24 protein-coding genes are annotated in these 24,171 nt (G+C 70.5%); 17 read left to right on the top strand and 7 right to left on the bottom strand.

Translation table 11 applies throughout. From position 1 onward, the window contains the following. Nucleotides 1-95: 95 nt before the first annotated feature. Nucleotides 96-1,130 carry a class II fructose-bisphosphate aldolase gene (gene fbaA, locus BN6_RS40225; protein ID WP_041319527.1) on the top strand — a complete coding sequence of 345 codons (1,035 nt, stop codon included), beginning with the start codon at nucleotides 96-98 and terminating at the stop codon, nucleotides 1,128-1,130. Nucleotides 1,131-1,290: 160 nt separating this feature from the next. Here fbaA and BN6_RS40220 read toward each other — a convergent pair whose 3' ends face one another. Beyond that, a complete protein-coding gene (locus BN6_RS40220; RefSeq protein WP_015105624.1) occupies nucleotides 1,291-2,472 on the bottom strand; it encodes a serine hydrolase domain-containing protein in 1,182 nt (393 codons plus the stop codon). Nucleotides 2,473-2,558: 86 nt separating this feature from the next. After that, nucleotides 2,559-3,695, bottom strand: coding sequence for a hypothetical protein (locus BN6_RS40215; RefSeq protein ID WP_015105623.1), 1,137 nt, complete (start codon nucleotides 3,693-3,695; stop codon nucleotides 2,559-2,561). 313 nt (nucleotides 3,696-4,008) lie between these two features. On the opposite strand from BN6_RS40215, the gene BN6_RS40210 reads away from it, so the two are divergent. Next, on the top strand, nucleotides 4,009-4,416 hold the full coding sequence (locus BN6_RS40210; RefSeq protein ID WP_015105622.1) for a DUF3151 domain-containing protein: 408 nt from the start codon (nucleotides 4,009-4,011) through the stop codon (nucleotides 4,414-4,416). A 12-nt stretch (nucleotides 4,417-4,428) separates the two neighbouring features. Continuing rightward, nucleotides 4,429-5,580 (top strand): FUSC family protein, encoded by a 1,152-nt coding sequence (locus BN6_RS40205; protein WP_231904872.1) that lies wholly within the window; start codon nucleotides 4,429-4,431, stop codon nucleotides 5,578-5,580. Nucleotides 5,581-5,735: 155 nt separating this feature from the next. Here BN6_RS40205 and BN6_RS40200 read toward each other — a convergent pair whose 3' ends face one another. The 3 genes from BN6_RS40200 to BN6_RS40190 all read right to left on the bottom strand — a co-directional run bounded on the left by BN6_RS40200 (nucleotide 5,736) and on the right by BN6_RS40190 (nucleotide 7,408). After that, complete coding sequence (locus BN6_RS40200) at nucleotides 5,736-5,984, bottom strand: hypothetical protein (protein ID WP_015105620.1); 249 nt, start codon at nucleotides 5,982-5,984, stop codon at nucleotides 5,736-5,738. After that, a complete protein-coding gene (locus BN6_RS40195; protein WP_015105619.1) occupies nucleotides 5,984-6,622 on the bottom strand; it encodes an HNH endonuclease family protein in 639 nt (212 codons plus the stop codon). The genes BN6_RS40200 and BN6_RS40195 overlap by 1 nt, the downstream gene beginning before the upstream one ends. A 108-nt stretch (nucleotides 6,623-6,730) precedes the next feature. After that, nucleotides 6,731-7,408, bottom strand: a complete 678-nt coding sequence (locus BN6_RS40190; RefSeq protein WP_015105618.1) for a hypothetical protein — start codon at nucleotides 7,406-7,408, stop codon at nucleotides 6,731-6,733. An 87-nt stretch (nucleotides 7,409-7,495) separates the two neighbouring features. Here BN6_RS40190 and BN6_RS40185 point away from each other — a divergent pair, with 87 nt between their 5' ends. The 6 genes from BN6_RS40185 to BN6_RS40165 all read left to right on the top strand — a co-directional run bounded on the left by BN6_RS40185 (nucleotide 7,496) and on the right by BN6_RS40165 (nucleotide 12,769). Then, nucleotides 7,496-8,785 (top strand): adenylosuccinate synthase, encoded by a 1,290-nt coding sequence (locus BN6_RS40185; protein WP_015105617.1) that lies wholly within the window; start codon nucleotides 7,496-7,498, stop codon nucleotides 8,783-8,785. Between the two features lie 146 nt (nucleotides 8,786-8,931). Continuing rightward, entirely contained in the window at nucleotides 8,932-9,012 is an 81-nt protein-coding gene (locus BN6_RS50355) for a putative leader peptide (RefSeq protein ID WP_148303519.1), read from the top strand. A 47-nt stretch (nucleotides 9,013-9,059) separates the two neighbouring features. Next, on the top strand, nucleotides 9,060-9,884 hold the full coding sequence (locus BN6_RS40180) for an ABC transporter permease (RefSeq protein WP_015105616.1): 825 nt from the start codon (nucleotides 9,060-9,062) through the stop codon (nucleotides 9,882-9,884). Then, nucleotides 9,869-10,585, top strand: a complete 717-nt coding sequence (locus BN6_RS40175) for an ABC transporter ATP-binding protein (protein WP_015105615.1) — start codon at nucleotides 9,869-9,871, stop codon at nucleotides 10,583-10,585. The genes BN6_RS40180 and BN6_RS40175 overlap by 16 nt, the downstream gene beginning before the upstream one ends. A 112-nt stretch (nucleotides 10,586-10,697) precedes the next feature. Then, nucleotides 10,698-11,630 carry an ABC transporter substrate-binding protein gene (locus tag BN6_RS40170; protein WP_331712619.1) on the top strand — a complete coding sequence of 311 codons (933 nt, stop codon included), beginning with the start codon at nucleotides 10,698-10,700 and terminating at the stop codon, nucleotides 11,628-11,630. Beyond that, complete coding sequence (locus BN6_RS40165; RefSeq protein WP_015105613.1) at nucleotides 11,627-12,769, top strand: LLM class flavin-dependent oxidoreductase; 1,143 nt, start codon at nucleotides 11,627-11,629, stop codon at nucleotides 12,767-12,769. Before BN6_RS40170 ends, BN6_RS40165 begins: the two co-directional genes overlap by 4 nt. A gap of 55 nt (nucleotides 12,770-12,824) precedes the next feature. Here the strand turns inward: BN6_RS40165 and BN6_RS40160 are convergent, their stop codons facing one another. Together BN6_RS40160 and BN6_RS40155 are read right to left on the bottom strand one after the other, a co-directional pair. After that, entirely contained in the window at nucleotides 12,825-13,934 is a 1,110-nt protein-coding gene (locus tag BN6_RS40160; RefSeq protein ID WP_015105612.1) for a glycerophosphodiester phosphodiesterase, read from the bottom strand. A 192-nt stretch (nucleotides 13,935-14,126) separates the two neighbouring features. After that, nucleotides 14,127-15,668 carry a Na+/H+ antiporter gene (locus BN6_RS40155; RefSeq protein ID WP_015105611.1) on the bottom strand — a complete coding sequence of 514 codons (1,542 nt, stop codon included), beginning with the start codon at nucleotides 15,666-15,668 and terminating at the stop codon, nucleotides 14,127-14,129. Between the two features lie 28 nt (nucleotides 15,669-15,696). Here BN6_RS40155 and BN6_RS40150 point away from each other — a divergent pair, with 28 nt between their 5' ends. The 8 genes from BN6_RS40150 (at nucleotide 15,697) to BN6_RS40115 (ending at nucleotide 24,069) form a co-directional block, all read left to right on the top strand. Then, nucleotides 15,697-15,957, top strand: coding sequence for a UBP-type zinc finger domain-containing protein (locus tag BN6_RS40150; RefSeq protein ID WP_015105610.1), 261 nt, complete (start codon nucleotides 15,697-15,699; stop codon nucleotides 15,955-15,957). 591 nt (nucleotides 15,958-16,548) lie between these two features. Beyond that, complete coding sequence (locus BN6_RS40145) at nucleotides 16,549-18,525, top strand: TRAP transporter permease (RefSeq protein ID WP_015105609.1); 1,977 nt, start codon at nucleotides 16,549-16,551, stop codon at nucleotides 18,523-18,525. Beyond that, complete coding sequence (locus BN6_RS40140; protein ID WP_015105608.1) at nucleotides 18,518-19,498, top strand: TAXI family TRAP transporter solute-binding subunit; 981 nt, start codon at nucleotides 18,518-18,520, stop codon at nucleotides 19,496-19,498. Before BN6_RS40145 ends, BN6_RS40140 begins: the two co-directional genes overlap by 8 nt. Before the next feature lie 28 nt (nucleotides 19,499-19,526). Then, the gene (gene purD / locus BN6_RS40135; protein WP_015105607.1) at nucleotides 19,527-20,783 is read left to right on the top strand and encodes a phosphoribosylamine--glycine ligase; all 1,257 of its coding nucleotides are present in this window, start codon (nucleotides 19,527-19,529) and stop codon (nucleotides 20,781-20,783) included. Nucleotides 20,784-20,939: 156 nt separating this feature from the next. Further along, a complete protein-coding gene (locus BN6_RS40130; protein WP_041315681.1) occupies nucleotides 20,940-21,401 on the top strand; it encodes a hypothetical protein in 462 nt (153 codons plus the stop codon). Next, nucleotides 21,388-21,984, top strand: coding sequence for a DUF3558 domain-containing protein (locus BN6_RS40125; RefSeq protein ID WP_015105605.1), 597 nt, complete (start codon nucleotides 21,388-21,390; stop codon nucleotides 21,982-21,984). The genes BN6_RS40130 and BN6_RS40125 overlap by 14 nt, the downstream gene beginning before the upstream one ends. A 10-nt stretch (nucleotides 21,985-21,994) precedes the next feature. Next, nucleotides 21,995-23,299 (top strand): PPE domain-containing protein, encoded by a 1,305-nt coding sequence (locus BN6_RS40120; protein ID WP_015105604.1) that lies wholly within the window; start codon nucleotides 21,995-21,997, stop codon nucleotides 23,297-23,299. Next, a complete protein-coding gene (locus tag BN6_RS40115) occupies nucleotides 23,296-24,069 on the top strand; it encodes an ESX secretion-associated protein EspG (RefSeq protein WP_015105603.1) in 774 nt (257 codons plus the stop codon). The genes BN6_RS40120 and BN6_RS40115 overlap by 4 nt, the downstream gene beginning before the upstream one ends. The last annotated feature ends 102 nt before the right edge of the window (nucleotides 24,070-24,171 follow it).

Here is a 24,171-nt window from a genome sequence, read left to right as displayed (position 1 = left end):
GGCTCCACTATGCAGGTGATCAACTTACTCCGCCCGACGGTGCCCGTAGGATGCTGCGCGACACCGCGTTCCGGGCACCCGAGGAGGACCACACGATGCCCATCGCCACCCCCGAGGTCTACGCCGAGATGCTTGACCGGGCGAAGGCGAGCGAGTTCGCCTACCCCGCGATCAACGTCACCTCGTCCGAAACCCTCAACGCGGCCCTGCGCGGCTTCGCGGAGGCCGAGAGCGACGGGATCATCCAGGTCTCGACCGGTGGTGCCGAGTTCGCGTCCGGCACCAAGGTCAAGGACATGGTCACCGGAGCGGTGGCACTGGCCGAGTTCGCGCACGTGGTCGCCGAGAAGTACCCGGTGAACATCGCGCTGCACACCGACCACTGCCCCAAGGACAAGCTCGACGGCTTCGTCCGCCCGCTGGTCGCGATCAGCCAGGAGCGCGTCGACCGCGGCCTGAACCCGCTGTTCCAGTCCCACATGTGGGACGGCTCGGCGGTGCCGCTGGACGAGAACCTCAAGATCGCCGCCGACCTGCTGGAGGCCACCGCCAAGGCGCGGATCATCCTGGAGATCGAGATCGGCGTCGTCGGCGGCGAGGAGGACGGCGTCGCCAACGAGATCAACGACAAGCTCTACACCACGCCCGAGGACTACCTCAAGACGGTGGACGCCCTCGGCACCGGTGAGAAGGGCCGCTACCTGGTCGCCGCGACGTTCGGCAACGTGCACGGCGTGTACAAGCCGGGCAACGTGAAGCTGCGCCCGGAGATCCTCAAGCAGGGTCAGGACGTGGTGGCCGAGAAGCTGGGCCTGGCGGCCGGCTCCAAGCCGTTCGACCTGGTGTTCCACGGCGGCTCCGGCTCGCTGCTGGAGGAGATCCACGAGGCGCTCACGTACGGCGTGATCAAGATGAACATCGACACCGACACGCAGTACGCGTTCACCCGCCCGATCGTGGGCCACTTCTTCACCAACTACGACGGCGTGCTGAAGGTGGACGGCGAGGTCGGCAACAAGAAGGTCTACGACCCGCGCAGCTACCTCAAGGCGGCCGAGCAGGGCATGGCGGCCCGCATCGCGCAGGCGTGCGAGCACCTGAAGTCCTCCGGCCGGATGATCGCCGGCTGACGTTCCGCGACACCGCACGACGAACACCCGCACGACGAACACCGCACGACGAACGACGGGCAGCGCCCGACCGGGGTTCCGGTCGGGCGCTGCCGCGTTGTCGGTGCGTTGTCGGTGTGGTCGGGGTTCGGCGGGCGGTGAGGTCGGGTTGTCGGGTGGTTCAGGACTTGCCGAACATCCGGCACACGGCGGCGTCTACGAGTTCCCGCTGCGCCGCGGCGGCCTCCGGGGCCAGCAGCGCGTACGTCGTGGTGGCCAGGATGTTCACCGTGCGCCGTCCGGTGGCGTCGGCGTAGTTGTGGCTGCGGTAGCCGGGGAAGCCGCCGGAGTGGCCCCACACCGTGCCGCACGGGGTGTTGATCTGCATGACGCCCAGGCCGTAGCCGTCGTCGGTCGTCCCGCCCTGCGGCACGGCCGTGCGCAACTGCGCGAGCTGCGCGGCGGGCAGCAGCCGCCCGGACATCAGCGCGGTCAGGAACCGGTTCCAGTCCGCCGCGGTCGACACCAGGCCGCCCGCCGCCCACGCGGCGCTCAGGTCGATCGCGCTGGTGTTCACGTGCTGGTGGTGCTGCGGCCCGGCGAACCCGTCGCCGATGGGCACCCCCGGCGGGAACAGCGGGGCCAGGTGCTCGGCGTCCGGCTCGTAGCCGACGGCGTGCCGGCCGCGGAACTCGGCGTCGGTGGGCAGGTAGGTGTCCTTGAGCCGCAACGGCTTGATGATCCGGTCCCGGACCAGGTCGGCGTACCGCGCGCCGGAGACCTCTTCCAGCACCAGGCCGAGCAGGATGTAGTTGGTGTTGCTGTAGCCCCACCGCACGCCGGGCGCGAACAGCGGCGGGTGGGCGAACGCCACGCCGAGCAGCGCGCTCGGCGGCCATGGGCGCGGAGCTTGGCCGGTGAGCAGCCCGAACGTGGCCGCGTCGTTGAGGAAGTCGAACAGGCCGCTGGTCTGGTTGAGCAGCATCCGCAGGGTGATCGCGGACCCGTTGGGGACCACGCCCGGCAGCCACCGCTCGACCGGGTCGTCCAGTCCGGCGCGGCCCTCGGCTACGAGTTGCAGCAGGATCGTCGCGGTCACCGTCTTGGTGTTGGACGCCATCCGGAACTCGTCGCCCAGGCTCAGTCGGTGGTCGGCCAGCGTCCACCGCGCCTGCCGCACGAGCTCGACCGGCCGGCCGCGCCCGTCGTCCACGCGGACCGCGACACCGGGCACGCCGGCGGCGGAGAACCGTTGCACCGCTTGGGAGAGGCGCGCCGGCGAGGCAGCCGCCACGCCGGCCGTCGACACCGCGACCGCCACCGCCAGGACGGCGGCGGTCAGCGCTCGAAATCGTTTCGTCATCAGGGAAATCCCCCAGGATCGGTCGGGAGTGCGAGACCAATCCTGGGCGTCGGCGGGAGTTTCGGGAGGCCGGCGGCCACCCGTGGTCAGCGGGGGCCTGTCCCCACCTCCGCGGGCCGGGCAGCCCCCGGCAGCCGGCGGCGCGCCACGACGTCGCCGGCCGTCCACAGCGCGGCGAGCACGACGAACGTGACGGCGGCCGAGGCGTAGAGGATCGGCGGTGCCGCGTCCAGCGACTGCTGGAGCCGGATGCCGCCGTAGCCCAGCCCGGTCACCGCGGCGGAGCCGAGCACCGCCGCGACCGGCGCGGGCACCCGGCCCAGGTGCGCCGCGTCCACCGCGAGCCCGACCAGCACCAGGAACACCGGCACCGCCGAGAGCGGGAAGTCCGCGCCCGCGAGCAGCGGCCAGATCAGGCACCGGTAGGCCACGTACCCGGCGGCGACCGCCGTGGCCGCCCACCGCCGGCCGATCGTCCGCCGCGCCACGACGAGCACCAGCGCCGCCGCGACCAGGCCCCACACCGGGTACACCCAGTCCGGGATCGGCAGCGAGAACTGCACGATCGACTCCCGGTCCACCGGCCGGCCGATCTGGTCGGCGGCGAACTGGAGCAGGATCGGCTCGGCGTACGGGTCGCCGCGGTCCCACGACGCGATCTCCAGCACCCCGTACTCCTGGTGCTGGTTGGGGAACCACATGTTCTCCAGGAAGAAGAACCACAGCGCGGCCAGGCCCGGCAGCCGCCACCGCGACTGCGGGAACAGCCCGATCCAGCCGCGCAGCGCGCCCGCCAGCATGATCGCGGTGCCGAGGTAGAGCAGCGCGTGCGAGCCGCTCCACGAGGTGATGTCCAGGCCGTTGATCCGGTGGTTGATCAGGTCGATGGGCAGCGCCACCAGGAAGATCCCGGTGCCCCACTGCATCAGGCGCAACGACCGCCGGTCCGCGCCGTACCCGGTGTAGGTGTGGAACAGGGTCAGCCCGACGACGAGCACCGTGCCGACCGTGTTGATCAGGTGGGGCGGCGCGAGCTCGTCGCGCAGCCACTTGAAGTGCCAGGCGACGTCCCAGGACGAGCCGAGCAGCTTGAGCAGCAGCCCGAGCAGCCACAGCTTGTACAGCCCGGCGACGAGCGCCGGCGGGGTCGCGCGCCCCGGCTCGCCCCGCTCCCAGTACTGGTCGCGGAACTGCGCGACGCGTTCGGTAACCCCCGTTTTCACCCGAACATGATGCGTCCCGCGCCGGCGGTCGGGAAGGGAGGGCTCCCCTGGTCTTTGCCGAGATGTCCCCTAGGGGCCTGTGGTGACCAGCACGTTCGGCGGTGTCCTGGCGCGAACGGGTGATCGGCGTTGCTCTGTTCGGTCCAGCGCGGAAGGGTGCTGGCCTGAGAGTTCGCTGAGAACTCCGGATCGGGTCGAGAGCAGCCGGGGAGTGTCGAAGCCATGGGCAAGAAGGTCGTCGCCGGGATCGTGGTGACCGCGTTGGTAGTGGCACTGGTCGCCGCCGTGGCCCGGGTATTCCTATCCTGAGCGCATGGACAACCTGCTCGGCCCCGAACCGACGCTGCTGCCCGACCGGCCGGAGGCGCAGTCCGCCGCCGAGGCGGGCACCGACCCGGCCAAGATCGTCCGGGCCTACCCGGACTTCAGCGAGGCGTGGGCGCTGCTCGCCGAACGCGCGTTGCAGACCGGCGACCCGGTGACCGCCTACGCCTTCGCCCGCACCGGCTACCACCGCGGCCTGGACCAGCTGCGCCGCGCCGGCTGGAAGGGCTTCGGCCCGGTGCCGTGGGCGCACCGCGGCAACCAGGGCTTCCTGCGCGCGCTCGCCGCGCTGGCCCGCGCCGCCGACGGCATCGGCGAGGTCGAGGAGTACGAGCGCTGCCGGAAGTTCCTCACCGACAGCGACCCGGCCGCACCCGCCGCGCTCGGCCTGGGCTGACCCGTGGGAGCCGTGCGCGACGAGGTGGTGCGCCGGCTGCAGCGCTGGCGCGGCACGGCCCTGCCCATCGGCCAGGCCGCGCTCGCCGCGGGGCTGTCGTGGCTGGTGGCGACCTCCGTCGTCGGCCACGCGCACCCGTTCTTCGCGCCGATCGCCGCCGTCGTCTGCCTGGGCGTCTCGCTCGGGCAGCGGCTGCGGCGGGTGGTGGAACTCGTCGTCGGCGTGTCCGTCGGCGTCGGCGTCGGTGACGTGCTGATCTCGCTGATCGGCTCCGGCCCGTGGCAGATCGCGCTGGTCGTGGCGCTGGCCATGTCCGCGGCCGTGCTGCTCGACGGCGGCGCGGTGATCGCCCTCCAGTCCGGTTCGTCGGCCGTGCTGGTGGCCACCCTGCTGCCGCCCAGCGCCGGTGGCGGCCTGGACCGGATGGTCGACGCGCTGGTCGGCGGCCTGGTCGGGCTGGCGGTCACCGCGCTGCTGCCCGCGAACCCGCTGACCGTGGCGCACCGGCAGGCCAAGGTGGTCCTCGGCGAGCTGATCACGGCGCTGCGCGGGGTGGCGAAGGCGGTGACCGACCAGGACCCGGTCGCGGCGGCGGGCGTGCTGGCCCGGCTGAGGTCCAGCCAGGAGGCCGTCGACGACTTCAAGGCCGCGTTGCAGGCCGGCGGCGAGATCGCGACCATCGCGCCGATCCGCTGGCGGCGCAAGGACGAGCTGGGCCGCTACCAGGCCACCGCCACGCCGATCGACTACGCGCTGCGCAACACCCGCGTGCTGGCCCGGCGGGCGCTGGCCGCGCTCGGCGACGGCGAGCGGATGCCGGCGAACCTGCCCGAGGTGCTGCGCAAGTACTCCGACGCGCTGGACCTGCTGCGGGTCGACCTGGCCCGCGGCGACGAGCCGGTGCGGGCCCGCTCGGCGGTGCGCGAGGCGGTGGCCGTGGCGACCACCCACCAGCTCGGCGGTGAGGGGTTCTCCACCAGGGTGGTGCTGGCCCAGGTCCGGTCGGTCGCGGTGGACCTGCTGCAGGCCACCGGCCTGTCCCGGGCGGAAGCCGCCGAGTCGTTGCCGCCGCTGTCCCGCAAGGGCCCCGACGACAGCCGCGCCGCCGCGCCGCCCGTGCTGCCCGCCGCGGAGCCGGTGGCGACCGATGGGGTGGAGCCGTAGCCCGGCTGGGTGGCGCGGTGGCGTGGCCCGCCTGGGTGGTGGGGTGGAGCCGTAGCCCGGCTGGGTTCTGCGGGTGAAGCTGTGGCCCGGCTGGGTGGCGTGGTGGAGCTGCGGTTGGGCGGAGCCGTTGCCGCCCTGGGAGGGCGGCAACGGCCTCAGCCGAGGGGGCGGTGCAGGACCCCGAGGAGCACCTGGTGGACGCCGGCGTGGTCGCGCGGGTCGGCCACGCGGCACGCGGCTCCGGTGACGGCGTACCACTCGTCGGCACCCTCGTAGCGCACCCTGGCCCGCACGACGCCGTCCACGAGTGACGTGCGCAGTTCCAGGTCGCCCGTGACGACGCCGACCTCGTCGGTCATCACGCCACCGGGCCCGGCCACGATCGGAGACGAGTGGTCCGCCATCAGCACCTTCCGAGCATCGACTGCAACGCGGTCTTCTCGGCGGAGTTCAGCTTGAGGCCCCACCGGTACTTCGTGTGCACCCACATCTTGGCGTACGTGCACCAGTAGGAGGTCAGCGGCGGCTTCCAGGTGCCGGGGTCCTGGTCGCCCTTGGCCTGGTTGACGTTGTCGGTCACCGCGATGAGCTGCGGGCCGGCCAGGTCGTTGGCGAACTGCTCGCGGCGGGACGTGGTCCACGAGGACGCGCCGGACCGCCACGCCTCGGCCAGCGGCACGACGTGGTCGATGTCCACGTCGGACGCCGCGGACCAGGTCGCGCCGTCGTACGGGCTGGACCAGCGGCCCGAGGTGGCCGCGCAGGACGAGTCGGTCACCACGTTCGTGCCGTCCCGCTTGAGCACCGTCTCCCGCGTGTTGCACGCGCCGGAGACGGTGCTCCAGTGCGGGAACTGCTCGCGCGAGTAGCCCGTCATCGACCCCTCGGTCGCCACGGTCAGCGACGCGAGCTCGGAGTTGGCGGTGGCGGTGCTCGGGATGCCGGGCGGGGTGGCGAGCGCGGGTGCGGTCAGACCGAGGGTGAGGGCACCAGCCAGGAGCAGGGGGATCGAGAATTTGGCGGCTTTGTCAACCGTTGACATAATTCCGACCTTCCTAGTTGGAAGCTGTCGGAATTACCTTGGGCTAATCGTCCTGCCTGCTCAACACCTCTGAGTGACACACCAATGGATTGCGCACTAACCCTTGGTTTACCGCAACCCGCGGACCAGTCGGAGATCCTCCGTGTGGCGGTACCAGGTCCACTTGCCCATCGGACGCGGGTGCGCGACGCCGTCGACCGTCACCTGCACGGGCAGGCAGCCCAGTTGGAAAGCGCGTCCGGCGGTCGTCTTCACCTTCTTCATGAAGACCCTTTTGTGGATGACGCTCACCAACAGGCCGAGTCCGTTGTCCGGGTCGGGCGTCACCTCGAGGCGGCTCGCCTGGCCGCGCAGCACCACGGTGTCGTCGGCGTACCCGACACCGCGCACCGGGCCGAGCGACCCCAGGCCGAGCAGCACGCCGCCGACGTCGTCGCGGACCAGCGGGATGCGATCGGGATCACCCGACAGGGCGAGATCCAACGCCCGTCCGGGGTCCGTCGACAGGCCCCACAGCCCGGCCACGGCCGAGTCCTCGTCGGTCGGCACGTAACCCAGCGCGACTTCGGACAGCCGTTCGGTCCGAAGCAGTCGCAGCACCACGGCGTTCAGATCGGCGTCCGTGCCGTGCACGATGAGACGCGCGTCACCCAAATCGGCGAAAACCGGGTCCACCTCGGCTTTTCCGGGCCTGGCCGGTACCGGGCGCACCTCGAACCGGTCACCGTCAGTGATCAACGGCGACTGCGAGTTTCCGCAGGCCAACACGATTCCGCGCACGTTCATCTCCTGGTCTACCCTCAAGCACCGGCAGGTGACGGCTCAGCCGTCGTAGGCTCCGCTCTTACCCCGTCGAACCGCTTGGAGTTTCACATGCCGGCCGTAGTGCTGATCGGCGCCCAGTGGGGCGACGAGGGCAAGGGCAAGGCCACCGACCTGCTCGGTGAGCGCGTCCAGTGGGTGGTCCGCTACCAGGGTGGCAACAACGCCGGGCACACGGTCGTGCTGCCCGACGGCCAGAAGTTCGCCCTGCACCTCATCCCCTCCGGCATCCTCACGCCCGGCGTGACCAGCGTGATCGGCAACGGCGTCGTGGTCGACCCCGGCGTGCTGCTCGACGAGCTGGCCGGCTTGGAGGAGCAGGGCGTGGACACCTCCCGCCTGCTCATCTCCGCCGACGCGCACTTGATCATGCCCTACCACGTGGCCATCGATAAGGTGACCGAGCGGTACCTGGGCAAGGCCAAGATCGGCACCACCGGCCGCGGCATCGGCCCGTGCTACCAGGACAAGATCGCCCGCGTCGGCGTGCGCGCCCAGGACGTGCTGGACGAGAAGATCCTGCGGCAGAAGGTGGAAGCCGCCCTGGACTTCAAGAACCAGGTGCTGGTCAAGGTCTACAACCGCAAGGCGCTGGACCCCGAGCAGGTCGTGGACAGCGTGCTGGAGCACGGCGAGAAGTTCTCCTCGCGGATCGCCGACACCCGGCTGCTGCTCAACCAGGCGCTGGAGAACGGCGAGACCGTGCTGCTGGAAGGCTCGCAGGGCACCCTGCTCGACGTCGACCACGGCACCTACCCGTTCGTCACCTCGTCCAACCCGACCTCGGGCGGCGCGAGCGCGGGCTCGGGCATCGGGCCGACCCGGATCACCACCGTGATCGGCATCCTCAAGGCCTACACCACCCGCGTCGGCTCCGGTCCGTTCCCGACCGAGCTCAACGACGAGATGGGCGAGCACCTGCGCAAGACCGGCGGCGAGTTCGGCGTCACCACCGGGCGCTCGCGGCGCACCGGCTGGTTCGACGCGGTGATCGCGCGGTACGCGTCGCGGGTCAACGGCATCACCGACTACTTCCTGACCAAGCTGGACGTGCTGTCCGGCCTGGAGAAGGTCCCGGTCTGCGTGGGCTACACGATCGACGGCGAGCGCGTGGACGAGATGCCGATGACGCAGACCGACGTGCACCACGCCGTGCCGGTGTACGAGGAGCTGCCCGGCTGGTTCGAGGACATCAGCCACTGTCGGACGTTCGAGGAGCTGCCGGCGAACGCCCGGTCGTACGTGGAGCACCTGGAGTCCATCTCCGGCGCGCGGATCTCCGCCATCGGCGTGGGTCCCGGGCGTGACCAGACGATCGTGCGCCACGACATGCTGGCGTAGCGCTGTCTGATCGGCTTGTTCGGTCGGCCTGTTCTGACAAAAGTGCCTCCGGTCCCGATGTAGTCGGGTGCGGAGGCACTTTCACGATCCGGGACGGGGCTGTCCGCCCGTTGACATCCGAGGGGCCGCGCCGAAAACTCGGCGGCATGAGTGGGCGGGCATTCCTGGTGACCCGCCTGCACGTCGATCTCCGGCGGCAGGCGAGCGCGATCTGTCGCGCGCGCTGACGAACTCTCCTTCCCTGCTCGTTCTTCGGTGTCCCACGGGAGAAATCGTGTCGATTTCCACCGCGGGTGTTGTCGCGCGCCCAGAATCCGGCACTGCTTCGCGCACACCCGCCAAGAACAACCGGAAGTGGCCCGACCTGGCCCGCTGGATCAGCCCGCTGGGCCTGGTCCTGCTGTGGCAGGCGGCGAGCGGCACCGGCGTGCTGCCGCCGGACAAGCTCGCTTCACCGCTGACCGTCCTCGGGTCCGGGTACGCGCTGGTGCTGGACGGCTCGCTGGTCGACGCGTTCCTGGTGTCGCTCGGCCGGGTCGCGGTCGGCTTCGTCCTCGGCGCGCTGCTCGGCGGCGCGCTCGGCCTCGCGGCCGGGCTGTCCCGGTGGGGCGACCGGCTGGTCGACCCGCCGGTGCAGATGCTGCGCACGTTGCCGCACCTCGGGTTGATCCCGCTGTTCATCCTCTGGTTCGGCATCGGCGAGGAGCCCAAGCTGGCGCTGGTCGCGGCGGGCGTGGCGTTTCCGCTCTACCTGAACCTGCACGCGGGCATCCGGCAGACCGACCCGGCGCTGCTGGAAGCCGCACGGGTGCTGGGCTTCTCGCGGTTCGAACGGGTCGTGCACGTCGTGCTGCCGTCCGCGGTGCCGCAAACCCTGGTGGGACTGCGGATCTCGCTCGGCACCGCGTGGCTGTCGCTGATCGTGGGCGAGCAGGTCAACGCGGACGCGGGCATCGGCTTCCTGATCAACAACGCCCGGGAGTTCCTGCGCACGGACGTCGTCGTCGTGGGCCTGGTGGTGTACGCGCTGCTCGGCCTGACCACGGACGCCCTGGTGCGCGGCTTGGAGAGGAGGGTGCTGCGGTGGCGGGCGAGGTGAGCATCCGGGGCCTGGTCAAGGAGTTCGGGTCCCGCCGGGTCCTCGACGGGCTGGACCTGGAGGTCGGCGCTGGCGAGTTCGTGGCCCTGCTCGGCCGGTCCGGCTGTGGCAAGTCGACCCTGCTGCGGATCCTGGCCGGGCTGGACGCGGAGGTCGAGGGCTCGGTCACGGTGCCGCAACGGGTCTCGGTGGCGTTCCAGCAGCCCCGGCTGCTGCCGTGGCGGCGGGTCTGGCGCAACATCGTGCTGGGCCTGCGGGACGTCGACGGGCGCGCGGTCGACGGCCGCGCGGTGGCGGCGAAGGCGCTGGCCGAGGTGCGGCTCGAAGCGCACGCCGACGCGTGGCCGTTGACGCTGTCCGGCGGCGAGGCGCAACGGGTGTCGCTGGCGCGGGCGCTGGTCCGCGAACCGGACCTGCTGCTGCTGGATGAGCCGTTCGGCGCGCTGGACGCGTTGACCCGGCTGGCGATGCACCGGCTGGTGGAGCAGCTCTGGCGCGAGCACCGGCCGTCGGTGCTGTTCGTGACGCACGACGTGGACGAGGCGCTGCTGCTGGCCGACCGGGTCGTGGTGCTGGAATCGGGGCGGATCGTCGCGGAGCACCGGGTGGGACTGCCCCGGCCGCGCCGGCGCGCGTCCTTTGTGGACCTTCGGGCGGAAGTGCTGGCGGACTTGGGGGTGGACGATGTCGAAGCCGCGTAGCGGGTCGGTGGTGGGGCCGGCGTTCTTGCTGGCTGTGGCTGTGGTTGTGACTGCGGCTGGTTGTGGGTCGGGCGGTGGGTCGGGCTCGGGCTCGGGTGGGGTGGTCTTGAAGGTGGGGGACCAGAAGGGCAACTCCAAGACGTTGTTGACGGCGGCGGGGTTGCTGGCCGACTTCCCGCACGAGATCGAGTGGTCCACGTTCACCTCCGGGCCGCCGTTGCTGGAGGCGGCCTCGGCGGGCGCGATCGACATCGGCGGGGTCGGCAACACGCCGCCGATCTTCGCCGCGGCGGCCAACGCCAAGATCGCGATCGTCTACTCCGCCAAGGGGAACGTCGAGAGCGACGCGATCCTGGTGCCGGAGGACTCGCCGCTCAAGGACGTGAAAGACCTGCGGGGCAGGAACATCGCGGTGTCGAAGGGCAGTTCGGCGCACGGGCAGGTGCTCACGACGTTGGGTGCGGCCGGGTTGACGACCAAGGACGTGACGCTGAACTTCCTCCAGCCGTCGGACGCGTACGCGGCGTTCCAGCAGAAGCGGGTCGACGCATGGGCGGTCTGGGACCCCTATACGTCGCAGGCGTTGTTGGAGGCTTCGGCGCGGGTGCTGGCGGACGGTGCCGGGTCGGTGGGTGGAGCTGGGTCTGTGGCTGGTGATGTAGCTGGTGGGGTGGCTGGAGGTGTGGCTGGAGGTGTGGCGACGGCCAACGGGTACACGTTCCAGGTGGCCGGCAGGGCGGCGTTGGACGACGAGGGGAAGAGTGCCGCGATCAAGGAGTTCCTCAAGCGGATCGGCAAGGCCCAGCGGTGGGCCGACGAGCACCGCGAGGAGTGGGCGAAGGCGTGGGCGGCCGAAACCGGGCTGAAGCCCGAGGTCGCGCGCGCCGCCGTGAACCGGGGCGCGGACCTGCCGGTGAAGCTGGACGACGCGGTGATCGCGTCCGAGCAGGGGCTGGCCGACGCGTTCACGGCGGACGGGACGCTGCCGGGCAAGGTCGATTTCCGGAAGTTCGTGGACGGTCGATTCCAAGGAGAGCTGTCATGAGCGTGGTGCTGCACTGGTTCCTGCCCACCTCGGGCGACGGGCGGACGGTCGTGGAGCGCTTCCACGCGAACCGCTCCCTGGGCGGGCCCGCGCTGCGCGACCCCGACATCGACTACCTGGAGCAGGTCGCGGTCGCGGCCGAGCGCAACGGGTTCGAGGGCGTGCTGACGCCGACCGGGACGTGGTGCGAGGACGCCTGGCTGGCGACCGCGGCGCTGATCTCGCGCACGGCCCGGCTGAAGTTCCTGGTGGCGTTCCGGCCGGGGGCGATCTCGCCCACGCTGGCCGCCCAGATGGCCGCCACCTACCAGCGGATCTCGCGCGGGCGGCTGCTGCTCAACGTGGTGACCGGCGGCGACGCGGTCGAGCAGCAGCGGTTCGGCGACTGGCTGGACCACGACCAGCGGTACGCGCGGACCGACGAGTTCCTGCACGTCGTGCGGGCGGTGTGGTCCGGGCAGCCGGTCGACTTCGCCGGCGAGCACTTCCAGGTGGTCGGCGCGACGCTGTCGGTGCCGCCGGACCCGGTGCCGCCGATCTACTTCGGCGGGTCGTCGGAGGCGGCGCTGCCGGTCGCGGCCCGGCGGGCCGACGTGTACCTGACGTGGGGCGAACCGCCGGCGTCGGTGGCCGAGAAGATCGGCCGGGTGCGGGCGCTGGCGGGCGACCGGCCGATCCGGTTCGGGATCCGGCTGCACACCATCTCGCGCGACACGTCGGCGGAGGCGTGGCGTGAGGCGGAGAAGTTGTTGGAGGCGTTGGACCCCGTGCAGGTGCAGCGGGCGCAGGAGCAGTTGCGGGCCAGCCAGTCCGTGGGGCAGCAGCGGATGGTCGCGCTGCACGGCGGTGACCTGTCGAAGGGCGTGCGCGGGCTGGAGATCCACCCCGGGCTGTGGGCCGGCATCGGCTTGGTGCGCGGCGGCGCGGGGACGGCGCTGGTCGGCAGCCACGCGGAGGTGGCGGACCTGATCGAGGAGTACCACGCGCTGGGCGTCGACGAGTTCGTGCTGTCCGGGTACCCGCACCTGGAGGAGGCGTACTGGTTCGGGGAGGGCGTGCGGCCGGAACTGGCCCGGCGCGGCCTGCTCCGGGTGGAGGAGGCCGCGCCGAGGGAGGTCGTGCTCACGCCGACCAGTTGAGCGGTGGTCGGCGTTGCGTCCAGCGCGATAGGCGTTGCGTTGAGCGGTGTGCTTCTCAGCGGGACGAGCGCGCTTCGACGGCGGTGTCGGGGTTGTCGGCGAAGACGCCGTCGAGGCCGGTCGCGTAGAACTTGGCGTACTCCTCGAAGGCCCGGCCGTACGCGGCCGGGTCGGTGGAGGAGCGGAGGTCGGCGGGCAGGAAGGCGTTCTCGTTGCGGAACGTCCAGGAGTGCACGATCAGGCCACGCACGTGCGCGTCCTTCACCAGGGTGGTGGGCGCGAGCAGGGAGCCCTGGGCGTTGCGCGGGATGATCAGGTCCTTGGCCGCGCCGATGCCCGAGGCGTAGGTGCGGATCTCGCGCAGGCCGGCCGGCGTGACGAGGTCGCGGTAGGTGCGCTTGTCGCCGGCCTTGACGAAGTCGTACGGCGCGCCGGAGGAGTTGACCAGCTGCACCAGCGGGACGCGGAGCTTCTTCTTGAGCGCCTTGAGGTTGGCCACCTCGAAGGACTGCACGTAGACCTTCGCGCCCGGCCGGTTGAGCCCGTTGCGGTTGAGCACGTCCACCAGCTTCTGCTCCAGCGGGAGCTCGATCTCCTGGAAGTAGGTGGGGTGCTTGGTCTCCGGGTAGATGCCGATGTCCCGGCCGAGCTCGCGGGAGAGCCGGCGGGAGAGGTCGACCACCTCCTGGAGCGTGGGGATCTCGTAGCGGCCGTTGTAGAGGGTGTTGCGCGGCCGGACGTCCGGGATGCGCTCGGTGGCGCGCAGGGTCTTCAGCTCGGCGAGCGTGAAGTCCTCGGTGAACCAGCCGGTGATCGACGCGCCGTCGATCACCTTGGTGGTCTTGCGGCCCGCGAACTCGGGCTTGGCCGAGACGTCGGTGGTGCCACCGATCTCGTTCTCGTGCCGGGCGACCAGCTGGCCGTCCTTTGTGGACACCAGATCGGGCTCGACGTAGTCCGCGCCCATCCGCGCCGCCAGCTCGTAGGCGCCCAGGGTGTGCTCGGGCCGGTAGCCCGACGCGCCCCGGTGGCCGATGACGGTCGGGCCCTTGGGGCGGTGCACGCCCGCCGCGCTGTCCTCGTGCGCCGACGCCGAGGGCAAGGTCACCGCCCCTGCCACCGCGAGCGCCGCGAGCGCAGCCCAGACGATCCTCGTGCGCACCATCGCCGACCTCCCTGTTCCGCGAACCAGACCCGCGGAGCCTTGTTGCGCACCGCGACGCCCTCGTCACGTCAGGGTGAAGTGCAAACCACGTCATCGTGAACGCGTGGGGTGTGGGTGTGGGTGTTGTGGGGTGGTGGGTGGGTGACGGTGTGGGCGGGTCGTGGGTGGGTCGTGTGGTGGGAGGGTGGCTGGCTACTCGCGAGCGATGGCGGCTTCTTCGAGGTCGAGTTCGCGGAGCACGCGGAACAGCACCTCGTCGTCGATCCGGCCGCTGTCGCGGGCTTCGATGAAGACCTGGCGCTCGGCGTCGAGCATGGTGCGGCGCAGTCGGCGGTAGGAGGCGGCGGGGCTCTCGTCCTCCTGGCGGCCCAGGCGTTCCCACGCCGCGTTGCCGCGGTGCTCGGCCATGATCCGCAGCCGCTCCACGATGTGGTAGGGGGTCTGGTCGCCCTCGCCGGTCAGCTCGTCCAAGCGGTCCACGGCGGCTTGCGCGGCGGCGTGCTGCACCTGGGCCTCGGCGAGCGCGTCGGCCTGCTCCTCGTCGCCGTGGAAGCCGAGCTTGCGGATCACCCACGGCAGGGTGAGACCCTGGAGCAGGAGCGTGCCGACGGTGGTCACGAACGCGCAGAACACGATCACGTCCCGGCCGGGCAGGTCGAGCGGGAGCGCGCTCGCGGCGGCCAGCGAGACCACGCCGCGCATCCCGGCCCAGGACAGCACGGTGACCCCGCGCCAACCCGGTGCCCTCTCGCGGGCGCGGATCCGCTTGGACAGGAAGCGGGGCAGGTAGGCGGCCGGGTACATCCAGACGAAGCGGACGGCGATCGTCGCGACCAGCACGGCCGCTGCGCCGCCGACCAGGGCCGAGGTGATCTCGACGTCCAGGACGATGGTCTTGAGCTGGAGGCCGATCAGCGCGAACACGAAGGACTCCAGCAGGACGTCCACCGAGCGCCAGACCGCGGTGTCCTGGAGTCGGGTGTAGTAGGAGCTCTTCGGTGCCTGGTGGCCGATGTAGAGGCCCGCGACGACCACGGCGAGCACGCCGGACGCGCCGAGTTCCTCGGCGAACAGGTACGCGCCGAACGGGACCAGCATCCCCAGCGAGCTCTCCATCACGCCGTCGTGCAGGTGCGCCCGGATCTTGCACACGCCGAGGCCGATCACCAGGCCCACCAGGACGCCGCCACCGGCGCTGATCACGAACGTGCGGGTGCCGTCCAGCCAGGTGGCGGTGGTGCCGAGTGCGGCGGCGATGGCCACCTTGTAGACGGTGAGCGCGGTGGCGTCGTTGATCAGGCTCTCGCCGGTGAGCAGCGTCATCGTGCGGCGCGGGAGGTTGAGCCGGCGACCGATCGCCACGGCCGCGACGGCGTCCGGCGGCGCGACGACCGCGCCGAGCACGAGCGCGGCGGGCAGGGACAGCGAGGGCAGGGCGAGGTGCGCGACCCAGCCGACCCCGGCGGTCGTGGCGATGACCAGCCCCACCGCGAGCAGCCCGATCGGCCGCATGTTGGCGCGGATGTTGTGGTACGAGCTGTCCAGGGCAGCGGAGTAGAGCAGCGGCGGCAGGACGAGCACCAGGATCAGCTCGGGTTCGAGTTCGAAGGTCGGCAGGCCGGGGATGAAGGACACGGCCAGGCCGGTGGCCACCAGGACCAGCGGAGCGGGCGCGGACAAGCGCCGGGCGACCGCGGTGACGAGCAGGAGCAGGAGCAGTTCCGGACCGTGCATGCGGCAATCTTGCGTGATGATGGCGGGTATGACCTGTCCTCACGTCGCCACGTTGCCAGAGTCGGTCTCGCCGTCCACGGCAGAGGGCTGCACGGACTGCCTGGCTGCGGATGAACACAACTGGGCCCACCTGCGGATGTGCCTCGTCTGCGGCCACGTGGCCTGCTGCGACTCCAGCCCCCGTCGACACGCCACGGCGCACTTCCACGCCGAGGGCCACCCGGTGATGCGCTCGTTCGAACCGGGCGAGGACTGGCGCTGGTGCTACGAGGACCGCCGCGTGGTGTGACGGGGTTAGCCGGCTGCCGGAGGCCGCTGTGGGGGTGAGGGGGCTGCTGTGCGGACTGCGGAGGGCTACAGCGAGGGATTGCTGTGGAGGAGGGCTGCTGTGAGGGGCTGCTGCGAGGGGTTGCTGCGTGGGGTTGCTGTGAGGCTGGTGGTGGCGCGGGAGCGTTGATTGTCGGTGGGGCGTGGGATGATGGTGTTGGGGGCCGGAGGCCGGCCGTGAGTCGGCCGGTAAGGCTTTGAGCTGCGGTTTTAGGGCGACGCTCGCCGCTGGGCAGGCCTCCGGGGGAGAAGAGCGACCGTCGTGTTCTCCCCGTATGGCCTGTCAAAGACCACCACCCTTGGTCAGGGAGCGCAAGCGAAGAGCGTGCTTGCACTCCCTGACCAAGCGCGGTTGCCCTGCGGGCAGGCCATACGGGGAGAACACGACTCTGAGGGCGTGGGGCGGGTCGGCCTGAGGGGGGTCGCCGTTGAGAGTGGAGTTTGACCTTGTTGTGGTCTTTACAGTCCCTTTAGACGGTGGGGCTATTGCTGTGGTGGGTGGCACAAGTAGCTTCCGGTTATCGGGTTTTCCGCGCGGCACGAAGGGGTGCGCGTGTCGACCAAACCGCAGGCTGATGTTTCCGAGTTGATTGCCGAGTACGACGAGGAGCGACCGTCCCGGGTGTTGTCCCGGCAGTGGGAGTCAGGTGTTTGGGCGGCGACGCTCGGGGTGGCGTTGCTGGTGCTCAAGCAAGTTTTTTGGCCCTTCGCGAAGGGGGGTCAGTACTATCTCGTTATTTTTCTCGCGGTCACGCTGCCGCTGGTCTTTTTGTGTTATCGGGGGTGGCGCGGCGGGAACGATCCGCATGTCGTCGATTGGGTCTTGGCGGGTTTGGCGTTTGTGGTCGGCGCTTATCCGTTGTTTGGCGGGTTTGATGCGTTTTTGGACCGTCAGGGGCAGTTGACGGATCTGGACGTGGTGGCCGGGTCCGTGTTGTTGCTGTTGGTTCTGGAAGCCTGTCGGCGTACTACCGGGTGGGTGTTGCCGGTGGTGTGCATCGGGTTCATCGCGTTTGCTTATTATGGGGGGTATCTGCCGCCGTCCTGGGCGATTTCGCACGCGGGGGTGGATTTTGGGCAGATCATCAATGGGTTCTACAACGATGCCACCGGGTTCTACGGGACGCCGTTGGACGTGGCAGCCACCTATATCGTGCTTTTCACGATCTACGGGTCGGTGTTGAACGCTTCGGGAGCGGGGGCGTTCTTCGTCGATATCAGCTTTTCGGCGTTCCGGAAGTCGCGTACTGCTCCTGGGCGTACGGCGGCTACGGCCGGGTTCTTGTTGGGGACTGTTTCCGGGTCGGGTACGGCTACTACCGTTTCTCTGGGTGCCGTCACCTGGCCGATGTTGAAGAAGGCCGGGTACCCGAAGGAGAACGCCGGTGGGTTGCTGGCGGCTTCGGGGATCGGGGCGATCTTGTCGCCGCCGACGCTGGGGGCGGCGGCGTTCATCATCGCGGAGTACCTGGAGACTTCTTACCTGCAGGTGTTGGCCTGGGCGATCCTGCCCACTCTCTTGTACTACCTGGGCATCGCGCTGGCGGTGGAGGTCGACGCTCGTCGGTTCGGGGCCAAACCGGTCGAGGTCGACGTGCCGGGGCCTTGGGTGTTGCTCCGGCGGGGTGGGTACCACTTCTTGTCGCTTGCGGTGATCGTGGTTTTTCTGGCGTTGGACATTCCGGTGTATTCGGCCGTGGTCTACGCGACCGGAGTGGCTGCGGTTTTCGCGTTGGTGGCGCGGCGGGGGGACGTTCGCGGATGGGCGCGGGCGATGGTGGACTCGTTGGCGCTCGGGGTGCGCAGTGCGTTGCCGGTGATCGCTGTCTGTGCGGCGGCGGGGGTCATCACCTCGACCATCACCAAGACCGGGTTGGGGCAGGAGTTGGCCTCTGCCTTGGTCGAGGTCGCCGGGTTTGCTTCGTCGGATCCCGCTGTTGTTCTTTTCGTCACGGTCGTGTTGGCGGCTGTTGCGGTCAGCGTGTTGGGCTTGGCGGTTCCGGTTACGGCTTCCTTCATCATTTCGTGGGTGGTGATCGGGCCTGCGTTGATCGAGCTGGGGGTGGCTCGTGAAGAGGCCGCGATGTTCATCTTCTACTACGCCGTGCTGTCCGAGGTGACGCCGCCTACCGCGCTGGCCGCAGTGGCTGCTGCGGCGATCACCGGTGGCGATGTCATGAAGACCATGTGGCGTACGTGGAAGTACACGTTGCCGGCATTCCTGGTGCCACTTGCATTTGTGTTGACCGATAGCGGCGCCGGGTTGTTGTTGCGGGCGTCCGTGGGTGATGTGCTGTGGGCGTTTGGCGTTTCCGTGGTAGGGGTGGCGGCGTTGGCCGTTCTCACCGGGGGGTGGATGTTCGGGCCTGCGCGGTGGCCGGAACGGTTGCTCTGTCTGCCTGCGGCGATTCTTCTGCTGTTTCTTCAGGGCTGGTCTGTGGTTGTGGGGGTGGGTTTTTTGCTGGCTGCGGTCGGTGTGCACCTGCTTTTGCCGAAGGTCCTCGTACGGGGAAGGGAACGAGATGCGTAGCTGGAAGGTCCCTGTCGCCGTCCTCGCGGTCGCTCTGGTGGCGGCCGGGTGCGGCGGTAAGCGCGCGGCCGACGAGAGCGCGTCGGGTGGCGCGGCTTGTGAGGCGTCCGAAGGGCGGGTCACCATCGCCACCGGCAACTCCGGCGGCGTGTACTACGTCATCGGGGGTGGGCTGGCGAAGTTGATCAGTGACAACACCAAGCTCAAGGCCACGGCCGCCGAGACCGGCGCGTCCGTGCAGAACGTCCAGCAGCTCGTTGCCGGGGACTACGACCTGGCGTTCTCGCTCGCCGACACCGCCGCCGACGCCGTCAACGGCAAGGGCGCGTTCGACGGCAAGCCGCAGAAGGTGCAGGCGCTCACCCGCCTCTACCCGAACTACACGCAGGTCCTGGTGCGCGCGTCCAGCGGCATCAACTCGATCGCCGACATGAAGGGCAAGCGGATCTCCACCGGGTCGCCCAAGTCCGGCACCGAGGTGATCGCCAACCGGTTGCTCACCGCCGCCGGGCTCGACCCCGCCCAGGACGTCGAGGCCCAGCGGCTCGACCTCGCCAAGACCGCCGACGGGATGAAGGACGGCAGCCTCGACGGGCTGGTGTGGTCCGGTGGGCTGCCCACGGCGCAGATCACCGACCTCACCACGTCGTTGAAGGACCAGGTCAAGTTCATCGACATCACGCCGCTGCTGCCCAAGCTGAAGGAGGTCAACCCGGTCTACGACAAGGGCACCATCCCCGCCGCCGCCTACGGCCAGGCCGCCGACGTGCCCACCGTGGTCGTGCCCAACGTGCTGCTGGTGCGGGCCGACTTCCCCGACGCCGACGCGTGCGCCGTGACCCGGCTGCTGTTCGACAAGAAGGCCGAGCTGGAGAAGATCCACCCGGCCGCGCGGGACATCGTCAAGGAGAAGGCCCCCTTGACCGATCCGGTGCCCTTGCACGCCGGTTCACTGGACGCGTTCGGCGGTTGACCGGTCGGGTCATCTAGGCTTCCGCACCGTGCGTGTCCTGGTCATCGGGTCTGGCGCCCGTGAACATGCCCTTTCCCTCGCGTTGTCGCGGGACCCTTCGGTGATCGCGCTCGCCTGCGCACCCGGCAACGCCGGGATCGCGGGCTTGGCGGAGATCTACGGGGTCGACCCGGGCGACCCGGACGCGGTCACCGCGCTGGCCAAGGAGTGGAACGCCGACCTCGTCGTGGTCGGGCCGGAACAGCCCCTGGTGGCGGGCGCGGCCGACGCCGTCCGCGCCGCCGGGATCCCCTGCTTCGGCCCGTCCGCCGCGGCGGCCCGGATCGAAGGCTCCAAGGCGTTCGCCAAGGACGTGATGGCCGCCGCCGGCGTGCCCACGGCGACCTCCGAGGTGGTCGACAACCCGGCCCGCCTCGACGCCGCGCTGACCCACTTCGGGCCGCGCTGGGTGGTGAAGGACGACGGGCTCGCCGCCGGCAAGGGCGTCGTGGTCACCTCCGACCGGGCGGTGGCGCGGGCGCACGCGATGACGTTGCTCGACCACGGCCACCCGGTGCTGCTGGAGTCGTTCCTCGACGGGCCCGAGGTGTCGCTGTTCTGCCTGGTCGACGGCTCCACCGTGGTGCCGCTGCTGCCCGCGCAGGACTTCAAGCGCGTCGGCGACAACGACTCCGGCCCGAACACCGGCGGCATGGGCGCGTACTCGCCGCTGCCCTGGGCGTCCGACGAGCTGGTGTCGACCATCGTGTCCACGTGCGTGCAGCCGGTGGTGGACGAGCTGGCCGCGCGCGGCACGCCGTTCAGCGGGCTGCTGTACGCGGGGCTGGCGCTGACGTCCGACGGCCCGCAGGTCATCGAGTTCAACTGCCGGTTCGGCGACCCGGAGACGCAGGCCGTCGTGGCCCTGCTGCGCACGCCGTTGGCCGGGCTGTTCCTGGCGGCGGCGCAGGGGTCCCTGGCCTCGGTCGAGCCGCTGGACTGGGCGGACGGCTACGCGGTGACCGTGGTCGTCGCCGCCGAGGGCTACCCGGGCCGGCCGCGAACCGGCGACGTGATCACGGGCGGTGACGCCGAGGGCGTCCTGCACGCCGGCACGCGCCGCCGTGAAGACGGAGCCGTGGTCTCTACGGGCGGCCGCGTGCTGTCCGTCGTGGGCACGGGCGCGTCCCTGGCCGAGGCCCGCGCGGAGGCGTACCGCCGCGTGGAATCCGTTCACCTGACCGGCTCCCACCACCGCACGGACATCGCGCTGCGCGCGGCGAACGGTGAGATCGAGGTCCCCTAGCGTCACCCATCGGTGGTGATCCACGCCACCCGTTCTTACGACATCCGAGCGAGGGCGGAACCTGTCCGCCCTCGCTTTCGTCCAACCTCAGACCCGGTTCACGCGGTCGTTGGTAGCCTGCGGACCGGGACCAATCCGTTACCGACCGTACGGGGGATGGGCGTCGTGGCAGAGGAGAACGGCCTACTGGGAGCCGTCGCCGGCGTGGGTGGGGCCATCGGGCGTGCGGTCGGCGAGGTGTTCGCGGCGGAGAAGCGCCTGAACGACACGATGGCCAACTCGCCGGCCGCGGGACAGAAATTCGCGGTGACGAAGGAAACGGTCCTCCAGGCCGGTCACGTCATCGAGAACCAGTTGGAGAGCTTGAGGCGCTCGTACCGCGACGCGTCCCGTGACCTGAAGGTCCGGTTGGAGAACGCGGACGACGTGAACTCCGACATCGCGGCAGCCTGGAACGACCGGTTGGTCGACAGCGAGGGTTCGTACGCGCAGCGGATCATGGAGTACATGACCAGCCTGGAAGGGCTGGTGACCCAGCTCCGCGCGACCGCCGTGCAGTACGGCCACACCGAGGAAGAGGTCAAGGCGGCGATGGGGTCGGCACGTGCGGCTGACTAAAGGGGTGGTCGCGGCACTGTTCGCGCTCGTCGCGGTGGCAGCCTGCACGCCCGGAACGACCGGTGGCACCCCCACCGCGTCCCCTGGCACCGGGTCGTCCGATCCCACGACGACCTCGAAGGCTCCGTCGACACGTCCGAAAGAGCTCAAGCTCGACGGCGTGGACCCGTGCAAGCTGCTCACGGACACGCAGAAGTCGGATCTCAAGATCGACGAGTTCAAGAACGAGACCGCGGACGTCGTGAAGGGCACGGATTCACCCTCGTGCGCGTACACGATCAACGGTTCGAAATCCGCCGGCTACAACATCACCCTGGTGTCCAATGAGGGCATCGACTTCTGGGACGGGCCGAGCAACCTCGACGTGGCTCCCAAGACGGTCGCCGGCTACGACGCCTCGCAGGTGTTCCTGAAGGGGACTTCGTCGTTCGACTGCTCGGTCACCCTCGACGTCGCGGACGGGCAGCAACTGCACGTGCAGTTCCTGCCGTACACGTCCAAGGCGTTCACCCAGGACGAGATGTGCCAGAACGCGACCAAGGGCGCCGAATCCGCCCTTTCGACACTGCGGACCTTGAAGTGAGGGGGAAGCTGTGACCGGCTTCAGGCAGATCCAGGATCACCGCTTCGAAGGCTACGACAACCACGCGCTGGCCGACCTGGTCGGCAAGTTCGCGACCAGCGACGCGGCCCAGCAGTTCAGCAACGCCTCGCACGCGCTGCGCAGCCTGGCGGGCAGTCTCGCCGAGGTGGACGAGACCCTGCGCACCGAGTTGCGCAAGCTGGGCATCGAGTGGCAGGGCGCGGCGGGGGACAACGCCGGGCAGGCGGTCACCGTGTCGGCCGACGTGGCGACGCAGGGCGACGAGGCGGGCAAGCGGAACTCGCAGGCGACCGCCGTGCAGGGCGCCAGCTACAGCCAGTCCCGCAACGGGATGCCGGACCCGCAGCAGTTGCGCGGCGACACCGAGACGAGTTTTTGGGACGACGCGGGCGGTTTCTTCGGTTACGAGACCGACCACGCGAAGGAAGTGAAGCAGACTCAGGCGGCGCGGGAGCAGGTGATCCGGGGGTTCGACCAGTACGTCGACGTCAGCCGCGACTCGCTCAACCAGTACCAGGGCATGAACAAGCCTCGGGAGTTCGAGGTGACCACGGCGTCTGCCGCTGTTGCCACGCCCGTTGCCTCGGTGCACCAGTTCGGTGGGGGCATCCCGGGGACGACCGGTGGGCTTCCCGGTGGGTTGCCCGGCGGTGGTTCGGGGCAGGTGCCTGGTGGGTCGGTGGGGTTGCCGCCTCAGCTGCCGGGTCAGTTGCCCGGTCAGCTTCCCGGGGGTGGGGGGACGGGGGTCTCGCCGTTCGTGCCCGGTGCCCAGGGTGGTACTCCGGTCGCCCCGGTGGTGCAGGGTAAGGCCGGTGGGTCGAACCTCGGGCTCGGGTTGGGGTTGGGGTTGGCCGGTGGGGCCGCCCTCGGTGCTGTGGCGGCCACGGCTCGGGGTGGGCGGGTGGAGCGCAACCCGTCCGCTGCCGGGGCCAAGGGTGGCGGCAAGCCCGGTGGCGAGGCGGTGCCGAAGGGCGGTGGCAAGGGCGCGGTCCCGGGTGCGCTGGCCGGGAAGGCCGGGGTGTCCGCCACGATCGGGGCGATCGACCCCGACGAGCGGGTCGCGTCGCGGCCTGGTGCCGAAGCGCGGGCGGGGGTGGCCGGCAAGGGCGGGGTCGTCGCCGGCGGCGTCAAGGGCGCCGCTGGTGGGTCGATGCTCCAGCCCGCCGCGCGCAGCGGTGAGGGCGAGGAGGACGGCGAGCACGTCCGCAAGTACGGCGTGGACTCCGACGACGTCTTCGGTGACGAGCGGATGGTCGTCCAGTCCGTCATCGGCGACGAGCCCGAGACCAAGTGACCTCGGCGGGCACGGTCGTCCTCTCCTCGGTCGAGTTCGACGTCGCGTGGGAGGCCGAGCGGCACACCCGTCGCAACGTCGCGCTCGACGTGCCCAGCCCCGGGATCACGCACTCCGAACGGGCCGTGATCGTGGACCGCGCCTGGGAGTCGTTGGCGCAGCGCGGGTTGGCGGCCGGGCGGAGGTTGACGCCGGAACTGGCCGACACCTTCGCGCTGCTGGCCAACCCGCGGCTGTCGGTCGACCTCTGGATCTGGGTGGAGCGGCGCAAGATCAAGGGGCTCGCGGCGGCGTCCGGCGAGGAGGCGGTCCTCGCGGTGGTCGACGGTGACGAGGTGTGGCTGATCGAGGCACGGGCCTCCGCGCTCGCCGAGGCCGCGGTGTCGGTCACCGGGGAGGTGCCGGCGGGCTACGGGCGGTCGATCAGCCTGCCCAACGAGCTGCTGCGGGCGGCCTCCGACGAGGCCGGGCGGGACGCCGAGAAGCTGGTGCTCGCCCTGGAACGCCAGGGGCTCCCGCTGCACGAGGCGCAGGAGCTGGCCGGCATGTGCGACGGCATGGGCACGCGCGGGCAGTTCGGGGCCGAACGCGCGCAGGCCGGCGGTCCCCCGGCGCGCGCGGACCGCGTGGTCTCCTGGCACGACACCCCGTCCGGCCGCTACCTGCACCTGGTGCGGCCCAGTTCGGACGGCCGGAGCTGGAGCACGATCACCCCGATCGACAACGCGCGGCTCGCGGCGTGCGTGTGGGAGCTGGTCCACGAGGTCTAGCGGGTGGTTCGGGCACCGAAGTGGCGGGGGAACCGCGGCGGCGGTCGCGGCGTCAACACCGGTGGCCGCAGCAGTACCCGCCGTCATCCGGGAGTGACGTCT

Source organism: Saccharothrix espanaensis DSM 44229 (assembly GCF_000328705.1).
GTDB lineage: Bacteria > Actinomycetota > Actinomycetes > Mycobacteriales > Pseudonocardiaceae > Actinosynnema > Actinosynnema espanaense.
The sequence above is the reverse complement of the archived record's forward strand: the minus strand, read 5'-3'. Positions and strand labels throughout refer to the sequence as shown.